This window comes from Actinoallomurus vinaceus (assembly GCF_039542055.1).
GTDB lineage: Bacteria > Actinomycetota > Actinomycetes > Streptosporangiales > Streptosporangiaceae > Actinoallomurus > Actinoallomurus vinaceus.
This window is the reverse complement of the sequence record NZ_BAABHK010000003.1, coordinates 422,443-436,212: the sequence shown is the minus strand read 5'-3', so window position 1 is coordinate 436,212 and position 13,770 is coordinate 422,443. Positions and strand designations below refer to the sequence as shown.

The following is a 13,770-nucleotide window of genomic DNA, read 5'->3' as shown; positions in this document are numbered from 1 at the left end:
AAATTTCGGAAACTAGGAAAGTCGCAGCCCCGCAGCTGCTGAAGTCGCGGACGGGGGTTCGCGGGATTCCCGTGTCAGGCGAGGGGCGGTGCCGCGCGCAGGCCTGCCTCGGCATGGGCGACGGCCGCCGGATGACCGAAGAGCCCCGGCAGACCGCCGCTGTGCAGGAAGATCGTCTTGCGGCCCGGCACCACGCTGCCGTCGGCGACCGCGGCGATCAGGCCGGCGAGGGCACGGCCCGTGTAGATCGGGTCGAGCGCGATGCCCTCCGTGCGGCCGGCGATGTACAGCGCCTGAGCGACCGGCTCGGTGAGCTCTCCGTAGCCGGCGCCCACCTGCTCGCGCCGGATCCTGAGGCGACCGGCCTCGACGGCGGCCGTGGCGTTCGGCGCCGCCAACTCGGCGACCGCCGGCGCCGGGTCGTCGAGCGCGCCGCAGTCCACGCCGAACACACGCTCGTCGCCGAGAGCTGCCACGAGACCGGCCATGGTCGCGCCGGATCCGACCGCGACCACGACCTCGTGCAGGTCCGGGGCCTGCCGCAGCAGTTCGTTCCCGCACTCGACATAGCCCCGGGCGCTCAGGGCGCTGGATCCGCCGAACGGGATCAGCGCCGGGACGGCGCCCCTGCCCGAAAGGTCGTCGGCGACCTCCCGGGCGGCCTCGGCGAGATCTTCATGGGAGACGTCGCCGGCCCAGACGACGCTCGCGCCGAAGAGACCGGCCAGCGCCAGGTTCCCGGAGCCGGACCGTCCCGGCCGCCCGGCGAGGACCAGCACCGCGTCCAGGCCCGCCCGAGCGGCCGCGGCGGCGGTCAGCCGGGCGTGGTTGCTCTGCGGCGCGCCGGTGGTGACGACGGTGTCGGCGCCCTTGGCGAGCGCGTCGCCGATCGTCCACTCCAGCTTGCGGACCTTGTTCCCGCCTCCGCCGAGGCCGCCGAGGTCGTCACGCTTGATCCACAGGTCGCCCGGCTGGAGGCCGATCGCCGCCGCCAGCCGCGGCGCCTGCTCCAGCGGCGTCGGCCAGGTCCCCAGCGGGAACCTCGATCCCGATTCGGCCATCGTGGTCCTCCCTCCCCCCGACACCTCCCAGAGTGGACCGCGGGAGCCGCCGTGTCCTCGGCAGGGGAGCGGTCAGGCCGTGATGGGCGCGGCCAGACTCTGCTTGACGCTCCGGCTCAGCTCATCGGCGATGATCTCCGCGGTGTCCGTGGCGAGTCCGTCGAGCGCCACCTTGGCGATCACCGCGGGATCGGACTTCTCGGCCGTGATGCCGGTGGTCATGTCGGTCTCCATGTAGCCGACGTGCAGACCGGCGACCTGGATCCCCTTGGGCGCGAGCTCCTGGCGTACGGCGTTGGTCATCGCCCATTCGGCGGCCTTGGCCGCGGAGTACGCGCCGGAGGCCGGGATGTGCACCCAGGAGAGCACGGACAGGACGTTGAGGATGGTGCCGCCGCCGTTGGCCTCGATGACCGGCGCGAACGCGCGGATCACGCCCAGCGTGCCGAAGTAGTGCGTGTCCATCTCGCGCCTGGCGTCCTCGACGTCGCCGTCGATCAGGGACGACCTCGTGGAGATGCCCGCATTGTTGATCAGCAGGGTGGTGTCCGGGGCCAGCCGGGCCGCCTCCCGTACGGATGCCGGATCGGTGATGTCCAGCCGCAGCGGCACGGCGCCGGGCACGTCCACCGTCTCGGGCCGCCGCGCGGCGGCGTACACCTTGGCTCCACGGTCGAGGAGCTGGGCGACGAGATGCCGGCCGAACCCCCGGTTGCCACCGGTCACGACCGCCACCGAACCTTCGATCTTCATGACTTCCCCTCTCGTAGGCGGCGGCTCACGCCGCCATGTCCAGGACCACACGGAATCGGGCCTGGCCGGACAGCATGCGCTCGTAGGCCTTGGGAGCCTCCGCCAGCGGCACGACCTCGGTCATCGGGCGGATCCCGTGGCGCTCGCCGAAGGCCAGGTTGTCCTCGTTCTCGATCGACGACCCGGTGAGGCTTCCGGTGACCGTTCGCGTGCCGAAGATCAGGTCCGCGGTGCCGACCGTGATGGGCGTGGCGCCGGCCCCGACGACCACCATCCGGCCGCGCGGTTCGAGTCCGGGGATCAGTCCCGACATCGAAGCGCCGTCGGCGGCCGTCGCGATGATCGCCGCAGCCCCGCCGAGCCGCCGCAGCTCCGCGCCCGCGTCGGTGGCCGCGCTGTCGATGTAGTGGTCGGCGCCGAGCCGCAGCGCGAGGTCCTCCTTGGCGGTGCCCCGGGCGACGGCGGCCACCCGGTAGCCCAGGCGGCGGGCGTACTGCAGGCCGAGGTGGCCGAGGCCGCCGATGCCCTGGATCGCCACGAGCGCCCCGGGGCGCGCGTCGGCCTGCCGCAACGCCGTGAACGTGGTCAGGCCGGCGCACAGCAGGGGTGCGGCCTCGACGGCGGTGAGGCCGTCCGGGACGCGGACCAGCCCACTGCTCCTGACCACGACCATCTCGGCGTACCCGCCGTCGACGGTGGTGCCCGTCTGCGGCTGGTCTTCGCAGTTGACGAAGTCGCCGCGCCGGCAGCGGTCGCACTCACCGCACGGGCCGCCGAGGAAGCCGACTCCGACACGCTCGCCGACGTGCCAGGCCCGGACGCCGGGGCCGACCGCGTCGATGACTCCCACGACCTCGTGACCGGGAACCACGGGGCGCTCAGGGGCGGGGCGGTGACCCTCGACGGTGACGACGTCCGTATGGCAGACGCCGCACGCCTCGACCCGGACGCGCACGTGACCCGGCGGAGGATCCGGCACCTCCCGCTCCACGAGCGCGAAGTCGTGCGCCCCCGTCACCTCGAAGGCCCGGTAACCGGCCATGCCGCTCTCTCCTCGTGTCGTCTGCGGCGCCGGGCGGGTCCGCCCGACTCGGTAAATATGACCGGTCGTCTTAAGCGTGTCAAGCGGCCCCCACCTCGGTTGACAGGACTGAGACGACCGGCCATATTGATTCCGGAGGTGGGCCGGTATGGGCAGGCGGGGCGTACGCGAGGAGATCGTCGAAGCGGCACTGGAGCAGTTCCACGTCCAGGGCTACAACGCGGCCGGCGTGAAGGTGATCACCGATGCGGCGGGCGTGCCGAAGGGGTCGTTCTACAACCACTTCGACAGCAAGGAGGCGCTCGCCGTCGTGGCCCTGGAGCGGTACGGCGCCGGGCGGCCCGATGAGCTGACCAGGGGAGAGGGAGAGCCGCTGGCCCGGCTGCGCGCGCACTTCGAGGCGCTCCGCGACGGCGTCGTGCGCTACGACTTCACACGCGGGTGCCTCATCGGCAACTTCGGCACGGAGATCGCGGATCACAGTGACGTCATCCGCGAGGCCGTCCGGCAGAGCCTCGCGCAGTGGACGGACGCGATCGCCGCGGTGCTCGCCGAGGCCCGCGACGTCGGCACCCTCCGCGCCGGCCTGGACCCGCCGGCCACGGCGGGCTTCATCGTCAATGCCTGGGAGGGCTCCCTCATCAGGGCCCGCGCCGACCGCTCCGCCGACGCCTTCGCCTCCTTCTTCACCCTGGTCTTCGACGCCCTCCTCGCCAAGGACAGCCCCGAGGCGCCCTGAGAGGTCGTCGACGCCGGGCTCGGCCCGCCGCGGGTTTCACTCGAAGACGATGACCTGGCGTCCGACGATGTCGCCGCGGCCCAGGGCTTCGAGGTTCTCGTTGATGTCCTCGAGCCTGACTTTGGTGACGTTGTGCTTGATGAGGCCGGCTTCGGCGAGGGAGAGCACCTCGACGAGGTCCAGGTGGTTGCCCCAGAAGGAACCGAGGTAGGACAGCTCCGTGCCCACGAAGGGGAACTGACGGTGCTCGACGCGGTCGCTCATGAGGCCGACGGCTGCCAGTGCCCCTTCGGGGCCCAGCAGGTCGAACCCCATTGAGATCGACGCTTCGCTGCCGACGCAGTCCAGGATGGCATCGATTGTTCTCCGGCCGGTCAGCCTCTCCAGTTCGTCCTGGATGGCCGCGGTGGACCTGTCCCTGACGTTGATCCCGTGGTCCGCGCCGTTCTCCTTCGCCACGTCCAGTTTGCTGTCCGTACGCGCGAGCGCCACCACGGTCGCGCCGCCTCCGAGCAGCTTTGCGTATTGGACCGCGTAGCTTCCCAGCCCGCCGATGCCCGTGACCGCGACGGTGCGGCCGGGGCCGAGCTTGCCTGCGTCCCGGAGCTTCCTCATCCCTCGGTACGGGGTCATGCCCGCGTCGGTCATGGGGGCGAGGAGCTCAGGTGCTTTCGCGGCGTCCTCTGAGACCGGGATCGCATGGCGGTACTCCACGGCCATGTACTCGGCGAAGCCTCCGGGAGGGCCGAAGCCCACCCATCGGCCGTTGCCGCTGCACAACTGCTCGTTGCCTTCGCGGCACTGCCGGCACGTGCCGTCTCCCCAGCTGGGGTTGACCACGACCATGTCGCCCTCGGAGTAGCCCACCGTGCTCGGTACGCCGCCACCCAGTCCCGCCACTCGGCCTGTGACCTCATGACCGGGGATGTAGGGCAGGTCCACCGGGAACGGGCCCTTGAAGTAACCGTCGAGGAGCTGGTAGTCGCTCCGGCACATGCCCGTCGCGGCGACCTTCAGGAGAATCTCGTCCGGCGCGGGCTCGGGGACGGGTACCTCCTCGATTCGAAGGGGCTCCTGGTATCCGTACATCCGGGCTGCTCGCATCTGCATCACGCGTGCCTCGCTTTCGCTGACAAGCGGAAGGCGGCTCGGGCCGTGCAGCGTGGGCAGGAATCGGGTTCCGGCGTCGGTCCCCCCGGCCGCCGCTTCGGATTTCACCATGTTAATGGCGCTGTGCTGGGCGATCGGCGGCCGGGTGTGGTGGCCGCGCGCTGTTGGGCAGAGGGGTTTGGCTGACCTGGAAGGTATGGCGCTGGACGATGAGCGCGCCGCTTCGCGGGTCGAACGAGGGCGCAATCGGGTGAATATCGGGCGGTCATACCATGGATTCATGGCCATCGCAACAACGAGTCCCGTGACAGGTGAGGTCCTCAGGAGGTTCGACGAACTGACTCCTGAGGAACTCGAGGACAAGCTCGCGCGGGCGGCGGCAGCGGCCGCCTCGTACCGGCTGACGAGCGTCGAGGAGCGCGCGGGGTGGCTGCAGCATGCGGCCGACCGTCTGGAGAAGGAGGTCGAGAGCGTTAGCGGGATGATCACCACGGAGATGGGCAAGACCTTCCGCGCGGCAGAGGAGGAAGTGGCCAAGTGCGTGCACGGGCTGCGCTTCTACGCCGCCGAGGGCCCCGCGTTCCTGCGGGACCTGGACCGTGACGGCGGGCGCGTGGGCGCGAAGCAGACGTTCGTGACGTACCAGCCGATCGGTGTGGTGCTCGCGGTGATGCCGTGGAACCTGCCGTTGTGGCAGGCCATGCGGTTCGCCGCGCCTGCCCTGATGGCGGGGAACGTGGGCCTGCTCAAGCACGCCTCGAACGTGCCGCAGTGCGCCTTGTACCTGGAAGAGCTCTTCCGCGACGCGGGCTTCCCGGACGACGTGTTCCAGACCCTGCTGATCTCCGCGGGGAGGGTGGAGCAGGTGCTGCGCGACCCGCGAGTGGCGGCCGCGACGCTGACGGGCAGTGAGCCGGCGGGGCGGTCGGTGGCCACCATCGCCGGCAACGAGATCAAGAAGGTGGTCCTCGAGCTCGGCGGCTCCGACCCGTTCATCATCATGCCCTCCACGAACCTGGAGCGGGCCACCGATGTCGCGGTCAAGGCGCGGTGCCTGAACAACGGGCAGTCCTGCATCAACGGCAAGCGGTTCTACGTGCACCGGGACATCGGCGACGCGTTCATCGAGATGTTCGTGGCGAAGATGAGCGCGCTGGTGGTGGGCGACCCGATGGACGAGGGCACCGACGTCGGCCCGCTGGCGACCGAGTCCGGCCGGCGGGATGTGGAGTCCTATGTCGACGACGCCGTCGGCAAGGGCGCGACGGTGCTGCTGGGCGGCGAACGCCCGGACGGGCCCGGCTGGTTCTACCCGCCCACCGTGCTGACCGGCATCACGCCGGAGATGCGCATGTACCACGAGGAGGTCTTCGGCCCCGTGGCGCAGGTGTGGACGGTGCCCTCCCTGGAGGAGGCCCTGCGGGAGGCCAACGGCCATCCCTACGGCCTCGGGTCGAACCTGTGGAGCGAGGACGAGGCCGAACGCGAACTCTTCGTCCGCGACGTGCAGTCGGGCATGGCCTTCATCAACGGCAACACGACCAGCTACCCCGAGATCCCCTTCGGCGGCGTCAAACGCAGTGGCTACGGACGCGAGCTGTCCGACCTCGGCATGCGGGAGTTCATGAATGCCAAGACCGTCTGGATCGGCCAGGACGCCTGAACCCCTCGAAACGGCGGCGGAACGATGACCCATGCCGGTATCGCCGCCGCGCGTTCGAGCACCACGCAACTGGCGGAGATCATCCACCAGGTGGACGACGAGCAATGGGACCTGCCGTCCGCGTGCGACGGCTGGCGCGTCATCGACGTGGTGGCCCACCTCGCGGCCCTCGCCTCCGAGGCGGTGGACCCGCCACCGCCCGACCCCTCACTGCCGAAGAACCGCGAGCGCTACCACGACCTGCGCGTCGACGAACGCCGTGGCTGGAGCCACGCCGAAGTCCTCGACGAGTGGCGGCGCAGCACCCCTCGGCAACTGGACCTGCTGGAAGCGGCCCAGGAACCGCCCGGGGCCGACGAGCCCGTCGAGGTGCCCGGGCTCGGGACGTATCCGCGCCACCTCCTGGCGAACACCATGGCGTTCAACGTCTTCTGCCACCTGCGCAACGACATGCTCGCCCCGAACGGCCCGCTCCCGTTCACCCTGCCGGAACCGACCGACGGCCTGGTCGCCCCCGCCATCGAATTCATGCTCGCCGGCCTCCCCCAGATGCAGGGGCCCGAACTCACCGCCACCGTCCGTCGGCCCCTCGTCCTCGACCTGACCGGGCCGGGCGCCACCACGGTCACCATCCTCCCCGCGACCGGGCCGGACGGGCAGCTGACCGTGGTACGCGGTGCGGACGCCACCACCCGGGTCCACAGCACGGCACTCGACTTCATCGCGTGGGCCACCACCCGCAAACCCTGGCGCGACCACTGCCGCATCACGGGGGACGCGTCCGCCGCGACCCCGTTCCTCGACTGCCTCAACATCATTTAGCAGAGGGCTGCCTGGGCCCGCTCAAAGGTGCCGTACATCGTTGCCCTCGCGATCGCGTGGCTGAACAGGAGGAACTCCAGATAGGCAGGGGTCGATGTCTCGGACACCTCCAGTTCTTCCACGCCGACGGCATGCACCACGAGGAAGTAGCGGTCCGGGCCGTTGCCTGGAGGCGTCGCCGGACCGAGATACCTTCTGTAGCCGGCGTCGTTGGCCAGCGTCACCGCACCACCGGGCAGATCCCTGCCGTCTCCCGCCCCGGCCGGAAGCTCGGTCACGGAGGTGGGCAGATTGGCCACAGCCCAATGCCAGAAGCCCGAGGCAGTAGGCACATCGGGGTCGAACATCGACACCGTGAAACTTCGCGTCTCCTCGGGAAAGCCGGACCAGCTCAGCTGCGGTGAGACGTCCAATCCGCCCGCTCCCAGGATGCCGCTCACCTGCTCACGGGCCAGTTGCCCGCCGTTGGCCACGGACTCCGAGGTCAGTGCGAAGGTCGTGATCGGCGGCATGAAATCGTAGGGGCCATAGGGTTTGATCATGGCGATCCTTCGGAGACGCCGAATGGGGTCAGCCGCCGAACAGTCGCCGGCGTGATCGATCGACGGGTATCGAGTAGGCCCGTGTTGCCGCGCGGGTCGGGAAGGCATGCCCACCTTCAGCGTAGCGAACCCCGACGGCACCACCGCCAATGACTTCTCCGTGATCAATGAGATCGTCCGCGAGCCCTGAGCGTGGCTCAGCGTTCGACGAGGGTGAGGGCGAAGGAGTAGCGGCTGGCGCGGTAGACGTGGCAGCCGTACTCCACCGGGCGGCCCTTGTCGTCGTACGCGACGCGGGTCATGGTCAGCAGGGGGACGCCGCGGCGTTCGTCCAGCAGCCGCGCCTCGATGGCGGTGGCCCCGCGCGCCCCGATCGTCTGGTTGGCGATGCGGAGGTTGACCCCTGCCGTGCGCAGCATCTCGTACAGCCCGCGGGCGGCCAGGTCCTCCGCCGTCAGCGCGACGAGGTCGACGGGGAGGTAGTTGGTGAGCAGGGCCAGCGGCTCGTCGCCGGTGAGCCGGAGCCGGCGCAGGCGCAGGACCTCAGTGCCGGGGGCGACGTCGAGCTCCCGGGCCACCTCGTCGTCGGCGGGCAGGGTGCCGAGCTCCAGCACGCGGGTCGAGGGGCTGCGGCCGGAGGCGAGAAGGTCGTCGTAGAGGCTGGTCAGCTCGATCGAGCGCCGCACCTGCGCCTGCACGACCTGGGTGCCGACGCCGCGCTTGCGGACGAGCAGGCCCTTGTCGACGAGGTGCTGGATCGCCTGCCGGATCGTCGGCCGGGACAGCCCGTAGCGGTCGGCCAGCAGGATCTCGTTCTCCAGGCGGCTCCCGGGGGGAAGGCCGCCGTCGCGGATGGCCGCCTCGAGCTGCTGCGCCACCTGGAAGTACAGCGGGACGGGGCTGGTGCGGTCGACCGAGACCGCCGGCCGGTGCACGGCCGTTCTGTCCATGGTGCGCCTCCGGAATCCCCTGGTAAGCCCGCTCACCGGCAGCGCCGTCAAGCTGTGACATCACGATGTCCGGACAAGGTAGCCGTCAGGCGGGCTCCGTCGCACATCGCGCCGTCCGGTGGCCGTCCTCTGGTAAAAGCTATTACCTCCTAATGTCAGGACAAACTCTTGACATGGGATGAATTCCTGCGGAGGCTGGATGCCACGACGGTGAACGAACCGCAACATCGTCGTCACGCCGGGGTCACCCGGCGCGGTTTCCGAGGAGCCGACGTTCCGGAGGTGCAGCCGCTCCGTGAGTCCGCACGATCTGATCACCATGGGACGGGTCAGCGTGGACGTCTACCCGCTCCAGGTAGGCGTACACCTGGAGGACGTCGAGACGTTCGGCAAGTACCTCGGTGGCAGTCCGACGAACGTGGCGGTCGCGGCCGCGCGGCACGGCCGCCGCACGGCGGTGATCACCCGGACCGGGGAGGACCCGTTCGGCCGGTACATCCACACCGCGCTGCAGGGGTACGGCGTCGACGACCGGTTCGTCACCGCCGTCCCCGGGCTGCCGACGCCGTTGGCGTTCTGTGAGATCTTCCCGCCGGACGACTTCCCGCTGTACTTCTACCGCTACCCCAAGGCCCCCGACCTGGAGATCCACTCCGACGAGCTGGACCTGCCGGCGATCCGCGCGGCGCGCGTGTTCTGGGCCACCGTCACCGGCCTGTGCGAGGAGCCGAGCCGTACGGCGACGCTCGCGGCGCTGGCCGCCCGGTCCCGGCAGCGGGACACCGTGCTCGACCTGGACTACCGGCCGATGTTCTGGTCGTCGCCGGAGGAGGCGAGCGGCTGGGTCGGCCAGGCCCTGGAACACGTCACGGTCGCGGTCGGCAACGTCGAGGAGTGCGAGGTCGCCGTGGGGGAGCATGAGCCGTACGCGGCGGCGGAGGCGCTGCTGGACCGCGGCGTCCGGCTGGCGATCGTCAAGCGCGGGCCCAAGGGCGTGCTGGCCGCGAGCCGCGCGGACTCCGGCGAGACGGCCGTGGTCGAGGTGCCGCCGGTCGAGGTGGAGGTCGTGAACGGGCTGGGCGCCGGCGACGCGTTCGGCGGGGCGCTGTGCCACGGCCTGCTCGCCGGCTGGGACGTCGAGCGGACCGTACGGTTCGCGAACGCCGCCGGTGCGATCGTCGCCTCCCGCCTCGCCTGCTCTCCGGCGATGCCCACCACCCCCGAGGTCGACCAGCTCGTGGCCGGCGGCCCGGTGCCGCCCCAGCCCCCGGAACCCGGCGGACCCGTGCCGCGCGCCCCGGAACCCGGCGGACCCGCAGCGCACGCCTCGGAAACCGGTGGCCCTGTGCCGCCCCAGGCCCCGGAAAGGGCAGCGGATGATCATTGAAGCGTTCGCCGACCGGGTCGCGGCGCTGGCCGAGATCCGGGCCTCCCGGCCGGAGGCGGTCGCCGAGGCGGCCGCGCGGCGGGTACGGCGCGGGTCGCTCCTCGGACCGAACGGCCGCCTCATGCTCGTAGCCGCCGACCATCCGGCGCGCGGGTCCCTCGGCGCCGGTGACCGGCCGCTGGCCATGGCCGACCGGCGGGACCTGCTCGAACGGCTCTGCCTCGCCCTCGGCCGTCCCGGGGTCGACGGCGTGCTCGGCACCCCGGACGTCATCGAGGACCTGCTGCTGCTCGGCGTGCTCGACGAGAAGGTCGTGATCGGCTCGATGAACCGCGGCGGCCTGGCCGGGTCGGCGTTCGAGATCGACGACCGGTTCACCGCCTACGACGTGCCGGCCATCGCCGGCCAGGGCCTCGACGGCGGCAAGATGCTGCTGCGCATCGACGACGCCGACCCCGCGACCGTCCGCACGCTCGAGTCCTGCGCCCGCGCGGTCTCGGAGCTGGCCGCCGGCCGGCTGATGGCCATGGTCGAGCCGTTCATCTCCCGCCGGGCCGACGGCCGGGTGCGCAACGTCCTCACCCCCGACGCCATGACGCGCGCCATCGCGATCGCCTCCGGGCTCGGGGCGACCTCGGCATACACCTGGCTGAAGGTCCCGGTCGTCGAGGACATGGAGCGGGTGATGGCCGCCTCGACGCTGCCGGCCCTGCTGCTCGGCGGCGAGGTGCCCGACGACCCCGACGCCGCGCTGGCCGGCTGGCAGCGCGCGCTTCGGCTGCCGACCGTCAAGGGCCTGGTCGTCGGGCGCAGCCTGCTCTATCCGCCGGGCGACGACGTCGCCGGCGCCGTCGACGCCGCCGTGGAGGTACTGGGATGAAGCACTACCTGCCCGCGGGCAGCACCGGCAGCCCGCCGTACGCGCTGGAGGTCACCCCGGAGACCGCCGGCTGGACGTACTCGGCGCTGCGGGTCCTCGAACTCGACGGCTCGCACACGTTCGACACCGGCTCGTACGAGACGCTGGTGCTGCCGCTGTCCGGGTCGTGCCGGGTCGCCTGCGACGGCGAGACGTTCGAACTGCAGGGGCGCCGCGGCGTCTTCTCCCGCGTCACCGACTTCGCCTACGTTCCGCGCGACGCGTCGGTCACGGTCACCGGCCGCGGGCGGTTCGCACTGCCCGCCGCCCGGTGCGAGAACCGGCTTCGCGCCCGGTACGGCCCGGCCGAGGACGTCCCCGTCGAACTGCGCGGGGCGGGCCAGGCGTCCCGGCAGGTCAACAACTTCTGCACGCCGGCGGCGTTCGAGGCCGACAAGCTGATCGCCTGCGAGGTCATCACGCCCGGCGGCAACTGGTCGTCCTTCCCGCCGCACAAGCACGACGAGGACCGCCCCGGCGAGAGCGTGCTGGAGGAGATCTACTACTTCGAGGTCGCCGCCGCCGGGAGGTCGGCCGGGGTGGGTTGGTCGGGTGAGACTGGGTCGGCCGGGGTTGGTCGGTCGGGGGAGACTCGGCCGGCGGCCATGGCGTACCAGCGGGTGTACGGGACCGCGGACCGGCCCATCGACGTGCTCGAAGAGGTGCGCACCGGCGACACCGTGCTGATCCCGCACGGCTGGCACGGCCCGTCGATGGCGGTGCCCGGGTACGACCTGTACTACCTCAACGTGATGGCCGGGCCCTCGCCGGAGCGCGCGTGGCTGATCTGCGACGACCCGGCCCACGCCTGGGTGCGCGGCACCTGGGAGGGCCAGGAGACCGACCCCCGGCTGCCCCTCAGCTCGACCACCGAGAGGGAGACATGAGGCTGACCGTAGGACAGGCGATCGTCCGGTTCCTGGCCGCGCAGTGGTCGGAACGGGACGGTGTGGAGCAGCGGTTCTTCCCCGGCTGCTTCGGGATCTTCGGGCACGGCAACGTCGCGGGCATCGGGCAGGCGCTGCTGGAGGCGCAACGGACGGGTGGCCCCGATCTGCCGTACTACATGGCGCGCAACGAGCAGGCGATGGTGCACGCTTCGGTCGGGTTCGCGCGGATGAAGGACCGGCTGCAGACGTTCGCGTGTACGTCCTCGATCGGTCCGGGTGCGACCAACATGGTGACCGGCGCCGCGCTGGCCACGATCAACCGGATCCCGGTGCTGCTGCTGCCCGGTGACATCTTCGCCACCCGCGCGACCAATCCGGTGCTGCAGGAGCTGGAGGACCCGCGGTCCTACGACGTGTCGGTCAACGACGCTTTCAGGCCGGTGTCGCGGTACTGGGACCGGATCAACCGGCCCGAGCAGCTCCCGTCGGCGCTGCTGGCCGCGATGCGGGTCCTCACCGACCCGGTCGAGACCGGCGCGGTCACCCTCGCGCTGCCGCAGGACGTCCAGGCCGAGGCGTACGACTGGCCGCAGGAGCTGTTCGCGAAGCGGGTCTGGCACATCCCGCGGCCGGTTCCCGAGCCCGCGGAGCTGGAGCGCGCGGTCGCGCTGCTGCGCGGGGCCGAGCGGCCGCTGATCGTCGCGGGCGGCGGCGTCACCTACTCCGACGCGGCGGGCGACCTGCTGGCCTTCGCCGACGCCACCGGCATCCCGGTCGCCGAGACGCAGGCGGGCAAGGGCTCGGTGCCGTGGGACCACCCCTGCGCGGTGGGCGGCGTCGGGGCCACCGGCACGCCGGCCGCGAACGCCCTCGCCCGGGAGGCCGACGTCGTCCTGGGCGTCGGCACCCGCTACAGCGACTTCACCACCGCGTCCCGCACCGTCTTCGCCCACCCGGACGTACGGTTCGTCAACCTCAACGTCGCGCGGTTCGACGCCCTGAAGCACTCCGCCGTCCCCCTGGTCGCCGACGCGCGGGCGGGGCTGCGCGCGCTCACCGAGGCCCTGGCGGGCCACCGCGTCGACGCGGCGTACGCCGAGCGCGTGCGGCGGCTCGCCGAGGACTGGGGGCGCGTCGTCGACCGGGCGTATCACCTCGGGCACGGGCCGCTGCCGGCGCAGACCGAGATCCTCGGCGCGCTCAACGAGCTCGCCGGCCCGCGCGACGTCGTCGTGAACGCCGCCGGCAGCATGCCCGGCGACCTGCACATGCTCTGGCGGGCGCGCGACCCGCGCCAGTACCACGTCGAGTACGGCTACTCCTGCATGGGGTACGAGATCGCTGGCGGCCTGGGGATCAAGATGGCCGACCCCGGCCGGGAGGTCTTCGTCCTGGTCGGAGACGGGTCGTACCTGATGATGGCCCAGGAGATCGTGACAGCGGTGTCCGAAGGGATCAAACTGACGATCGTGCTCGTGCAGAACCACGGCTTCGCCTCGATCGGCGCGCTGTCCGAGTCCCTGGGGTCGCAGCGGTTCGGCACGAGCTACCGCTACCGCAACCCGGAGACCGGGCTGCTGGACGGCGATCCGCTCCCCGTCGACCTGGCGGCGAACGCCGCGAGCCTCGGCGCGGACGTGCTGCGCGCCACGACCGTGGAGGAGTTCCGCGCCGCGCTCCAACAGGCGAAGGAGGCGAAGGCCACGACCGTGGTCCACGTCGAGACCGATCCACTGGCGCCGGCACCCGACTCGGGCGCCTGGTGGGACGTCCCGGTGGCGGAGGTCTCGGCCCTGGAGAGCACCCGCAAGGCACGGGCCGACTACGAGGCCGCCAAGGCCGCGCAGCGTCACCATCTCGGAGGCGACGCCGCCCCGACCGAGTGAAGACGG

Annotated in this window: 13 protein-coding genes; 7 read left to right on the top strand and 6 right to left on the bottom strand. The window is 71.5% G+C overall.

Annotated features, from left to right (window positions below; translation table 11 throughout):
* Positions 1-74 precede the first annotated feature (74 nt).
* From ABEA24_RS13035 to ABEA24_RS13025, 3 genes are all read right to left on the bottom strand, one after another.
* Positions 75-1,061: a pyridoxal-phosphate dependent enzyme gene (locus ABEA24_RS13035; protein ID WP_345431016.1), complete on the bottom strand. Its 987-nt coding sequence runs from the start codon at positions 1,059-1,061 to the stop codon at positions 75-77.
* Positions 1,062-1,133: 72 nt separating this feature from the next.
* Positions 1,134-1,814, bottom strand: coding sequence for an SDR family oxidoreductase (locus ABEA24_RS13030; RefSeq protein ID WP_345431015.1), 681 nt, complete (start codon positions 1,812-1,814; stop codon positions 1,134-1,136).
* Positions 1,815-1,839: 25 nt separating this feature from the next.
* Entirely contained in the window at positions 1,840-2,856 is a 1,017-nt protein-coding gene (locus tag ABEA24_RS13025) for an alcohol dehydrogenase catalytic domain-containing protein (protein ID WP_345431014.1), read from the bottom strand.
* 148 nt (positions 2,857-3,004) lie between these two features.
* On the opposite strand from ABEA24_RS13025, the gene ABEA24_RS13020 reads away from it, so the two are divergent.
* Positions 3,005-3,595 carry a TetR/AcrR family transcriptional regulator gene (locus tag ABEA24_RS13020; protein ID WP_345431013.1) on the top strand — a complete coding sequence of 197 codons (591 nt, stop codon included), beginning with the start codon at positions 3,005-3,007 and terminating at the stop codon, positions 3,593-3,595.
* A gap of 36 nt (positions 3,596-3,631) precedes the next feature.
* Here the strand turns inward: ABEA24_RS13020 and ABEA24_RS13015 are convergent, their stop codons facing one another.
* Entirely contained in the window at positions 3,632-4,816 is a 1,185-nt protein-coding gene (locus ABEA24_RS13015) for an NAD(P)-dependent alcohol dehydrogenase (protein WP_345431012.1), read from the bottom strand.
* Positions 4,817-4,985: 169 nt separating this feature from the next.
* Here ABEA24_RS13015 and ABEA24_RS13010 point away from each other — a divergent pair, with 169 nt between their 5' ends.
* Both ABEA24_RS13010 and ABEA24_RS13005 read left to right on the top strand, forming a co-directional pair.
* On the top strand, positions 4,986-6,368 hold the full coding sequence (locus ABEA24_RS13010; protein ID WP_345431011.1) for an NADP-dependent succinic semialdehyde dehydrogenase: 1,383 nt from the start codon (positions 4,986-4,988) through the stop codon (positions 6,366-6,368).
* A 24-nt stretch (positions 6,369-6,392) separates the two neighbouring features.
* Complete coding sequence (locus ABEA24_RS13005) at positions 6,393-7,190, top strand: maleylpyruvate isomerase family mycothiol-dependent enzyme (RefSeq protein ID WP_345431010.1); 798 nt, start codon at positions 6,393-6,395, stop codon at positions 7,188-7,190.
* On the opposite strand, the gene ABEA24_RS13000 is transcribed toward ABEA24_RS13005, so the two are convergent.
* Entirely contained in the window at positions 7,187-7,732 is a 546-nt protein-coding gene (locus ABEA24_RS13000) for a YbhB/YbcL family Raf kinase inhibitor-like protein (protein ID WP_345431009.1), read from the bottom strand. The genes ABEA24_RS13005 and ABEA24_RS13000 overlap by 4 nt on opposite strands.
* A 197-nt stretch (positions 7,733-7,929) precedes the next feature.
* Positions 7,930-8,682 carry a GntR family transcriptional regulator gene (locus tag ABEA24_RS12995; RefSeq protein ID WP_345431008.1) on the bottom strand — a complete coding sequence of 251 codons (753 nt, stop codon included), beginning with the start codon at positions 8,680-8,682 and terminating at the stop codon, positions 7,930-7,932.
* A gap of 295 nt (positions 8,683-8,977) precedes the next feature.
* Here ABEA24_RS12995 and iolC point away from each other — a divergent pair, with 295 nt between their 5' ends.
* The 4 genes from iolC to iolD are packed head-to-tail and all read left to right on the top strand — an operon-like array spanning position 8,978 to position 13,764.
* On the top strand, positions 8,978-10,069 hold the full coding sequence (gene iolC, locus ABEA24_RS12990; RefSeq protein WP_345431007.1) for a 5-dehydro-2-deoxygluconokinase: 1,092 nt from the start codon (positions 8,978-8,980) through the stop codon (positions 10,067-10,069).
* On the top strand, positions 10,059-10,949 hold the full coding sequence (locus ABEA24_RS12985; RefSeq protein WP_345431006.1) for a Cgl0159 family (beta/alpha)8-fold protein: 891 nt from the start codon (positions 10,059-10,061) through the stop codon (positions 10,947-10,949). Before iolC ends, ABEA24_RS12985 begins: the two co-directional genes overlap by 11 nt.
* Positions 10,946-11,875, top strand: a complete 930-nt coding sequence (locus ABEA24_RS12980; protein WP_345431005.1) for a 5-deoxy-glucuronate isomerase — start codon at positions 10,946-10,948, stop codon at positions 11,873-11,875. Before ABEA24_RS12985 ends, ABEA24_RS12980 begins: the two co-directional genes overlap by 4 nt.
* A complete protein-coding gene (gene iolD, locus ABEA24_RS12975) occupies positions 11,872-13,764 on the top strand; it encodes a 3D-(3,5/4)-trihydroxycyclohexane-1,2-dione acylhydrolase (decyclizing) (protein ID WP_345431004.1) in 1,893 nt (630 codons plus the stop codon). Before ABEA24_RS12980 ends, iolD begins: the two co-directional genes overlap by 4 nt.
* Positions 13,765-13,770 lie beyond the last annotated feature (6 nt).

What these genes read in the sequence shown, in the direction of transcription:
- ABEA24_RS13030 (WP_345431015.1), bottom strand. Translation starts at nt 1,814, where the DNA reads ATGAAGATCGAAGGTTCGGTGGCGGTCGTGACCGGTGGCAACCGGGGG.
- ABEA24_RS13025 (WP_345431014.1), bottom strand. Translation starts at nt 2,856, where the DNA reads ATGGCCGGTTACCGGGCCTTCGAGGTGACGGGGGCGCACGACTTCGCG.
- ABEA24_RS13020 (WP_345431013.1), top strand. Translation starts at nt 3,005, where the DNA reads ATGGGCAGGCGGGGCGTACGCGAGGAGATCGTCGAAGCGGCACTGGAG.
- ABEA24_RS13035 (WP_345431016.1), bottom strand. Translation starts at nt 1,061, where the DNA reads ATGGCCGAATCGGGATCGAGGTTCCCGCTGGGGACCTGGCCGACGCCG.
- ABEA24_RS13015 (WP_345431012.1), bottom strand. Translation starts at nt 4,816, where the DNA reads ATGGTGAAATCCGAAGCGGCGGCCGGGGGGACCGACGCCGGAACCCGA.
- ABEA24_RS12980 (WP_345431005.1), top strand. Translation starts at nt 10,946, where the DNA reads ATGAAGCACTACCTGCCCGCGGGCAGCACCGGCAGCCCGCCGTACGCG.
- ABEA24_RS13010 (WP_345431011.1), top strand. Translation starts at nt 4,986, where the DNA reads ATGGCCATCGCAACAACGAGTCCCGTGACAGGTGAGGTCCTCAGGAGG.
- ABEA24_RS13000 (WP_345431009.1), bottom strand. Translation starts at nt 7,732, where the DNA reads ATGATCAAACCCTATGGCCCCTACGATTTCATGCCGCCGATCACGACC.
- iolD (WP_345431004.1), top strand. Translation starts at nt 11,872, where the DNA reads ATGAGGCTGACCGTAGGACAGGCGATCGTCCGGTTCCTGGCCGCGCAG.
- ABEA24_RS12985 (WP_345431006.1), top strand. Translation starts at nt 10,059, where the DNA reads ATGATCATTGAAGCGTTCGCCGACCGGGTCGCGGCGCTGGCCGAGATC.
- ABEA24_RS13005 (WP_345431010.1), top strand. Translation starts at nt 6,393, where the DNA reads ATGACCCATGCCGGTATCGCCGCCGCGCGTTCGAGCACCACGCAACTG.
- ABEA24_RS12995 (WP_345431008.1), bottom strand. Translation starts at nt 8,682, where the DNA reads ATGGACAGAACGGCCGTGCACCGGCCGGCGGTCTCGGTCGACCGCACC.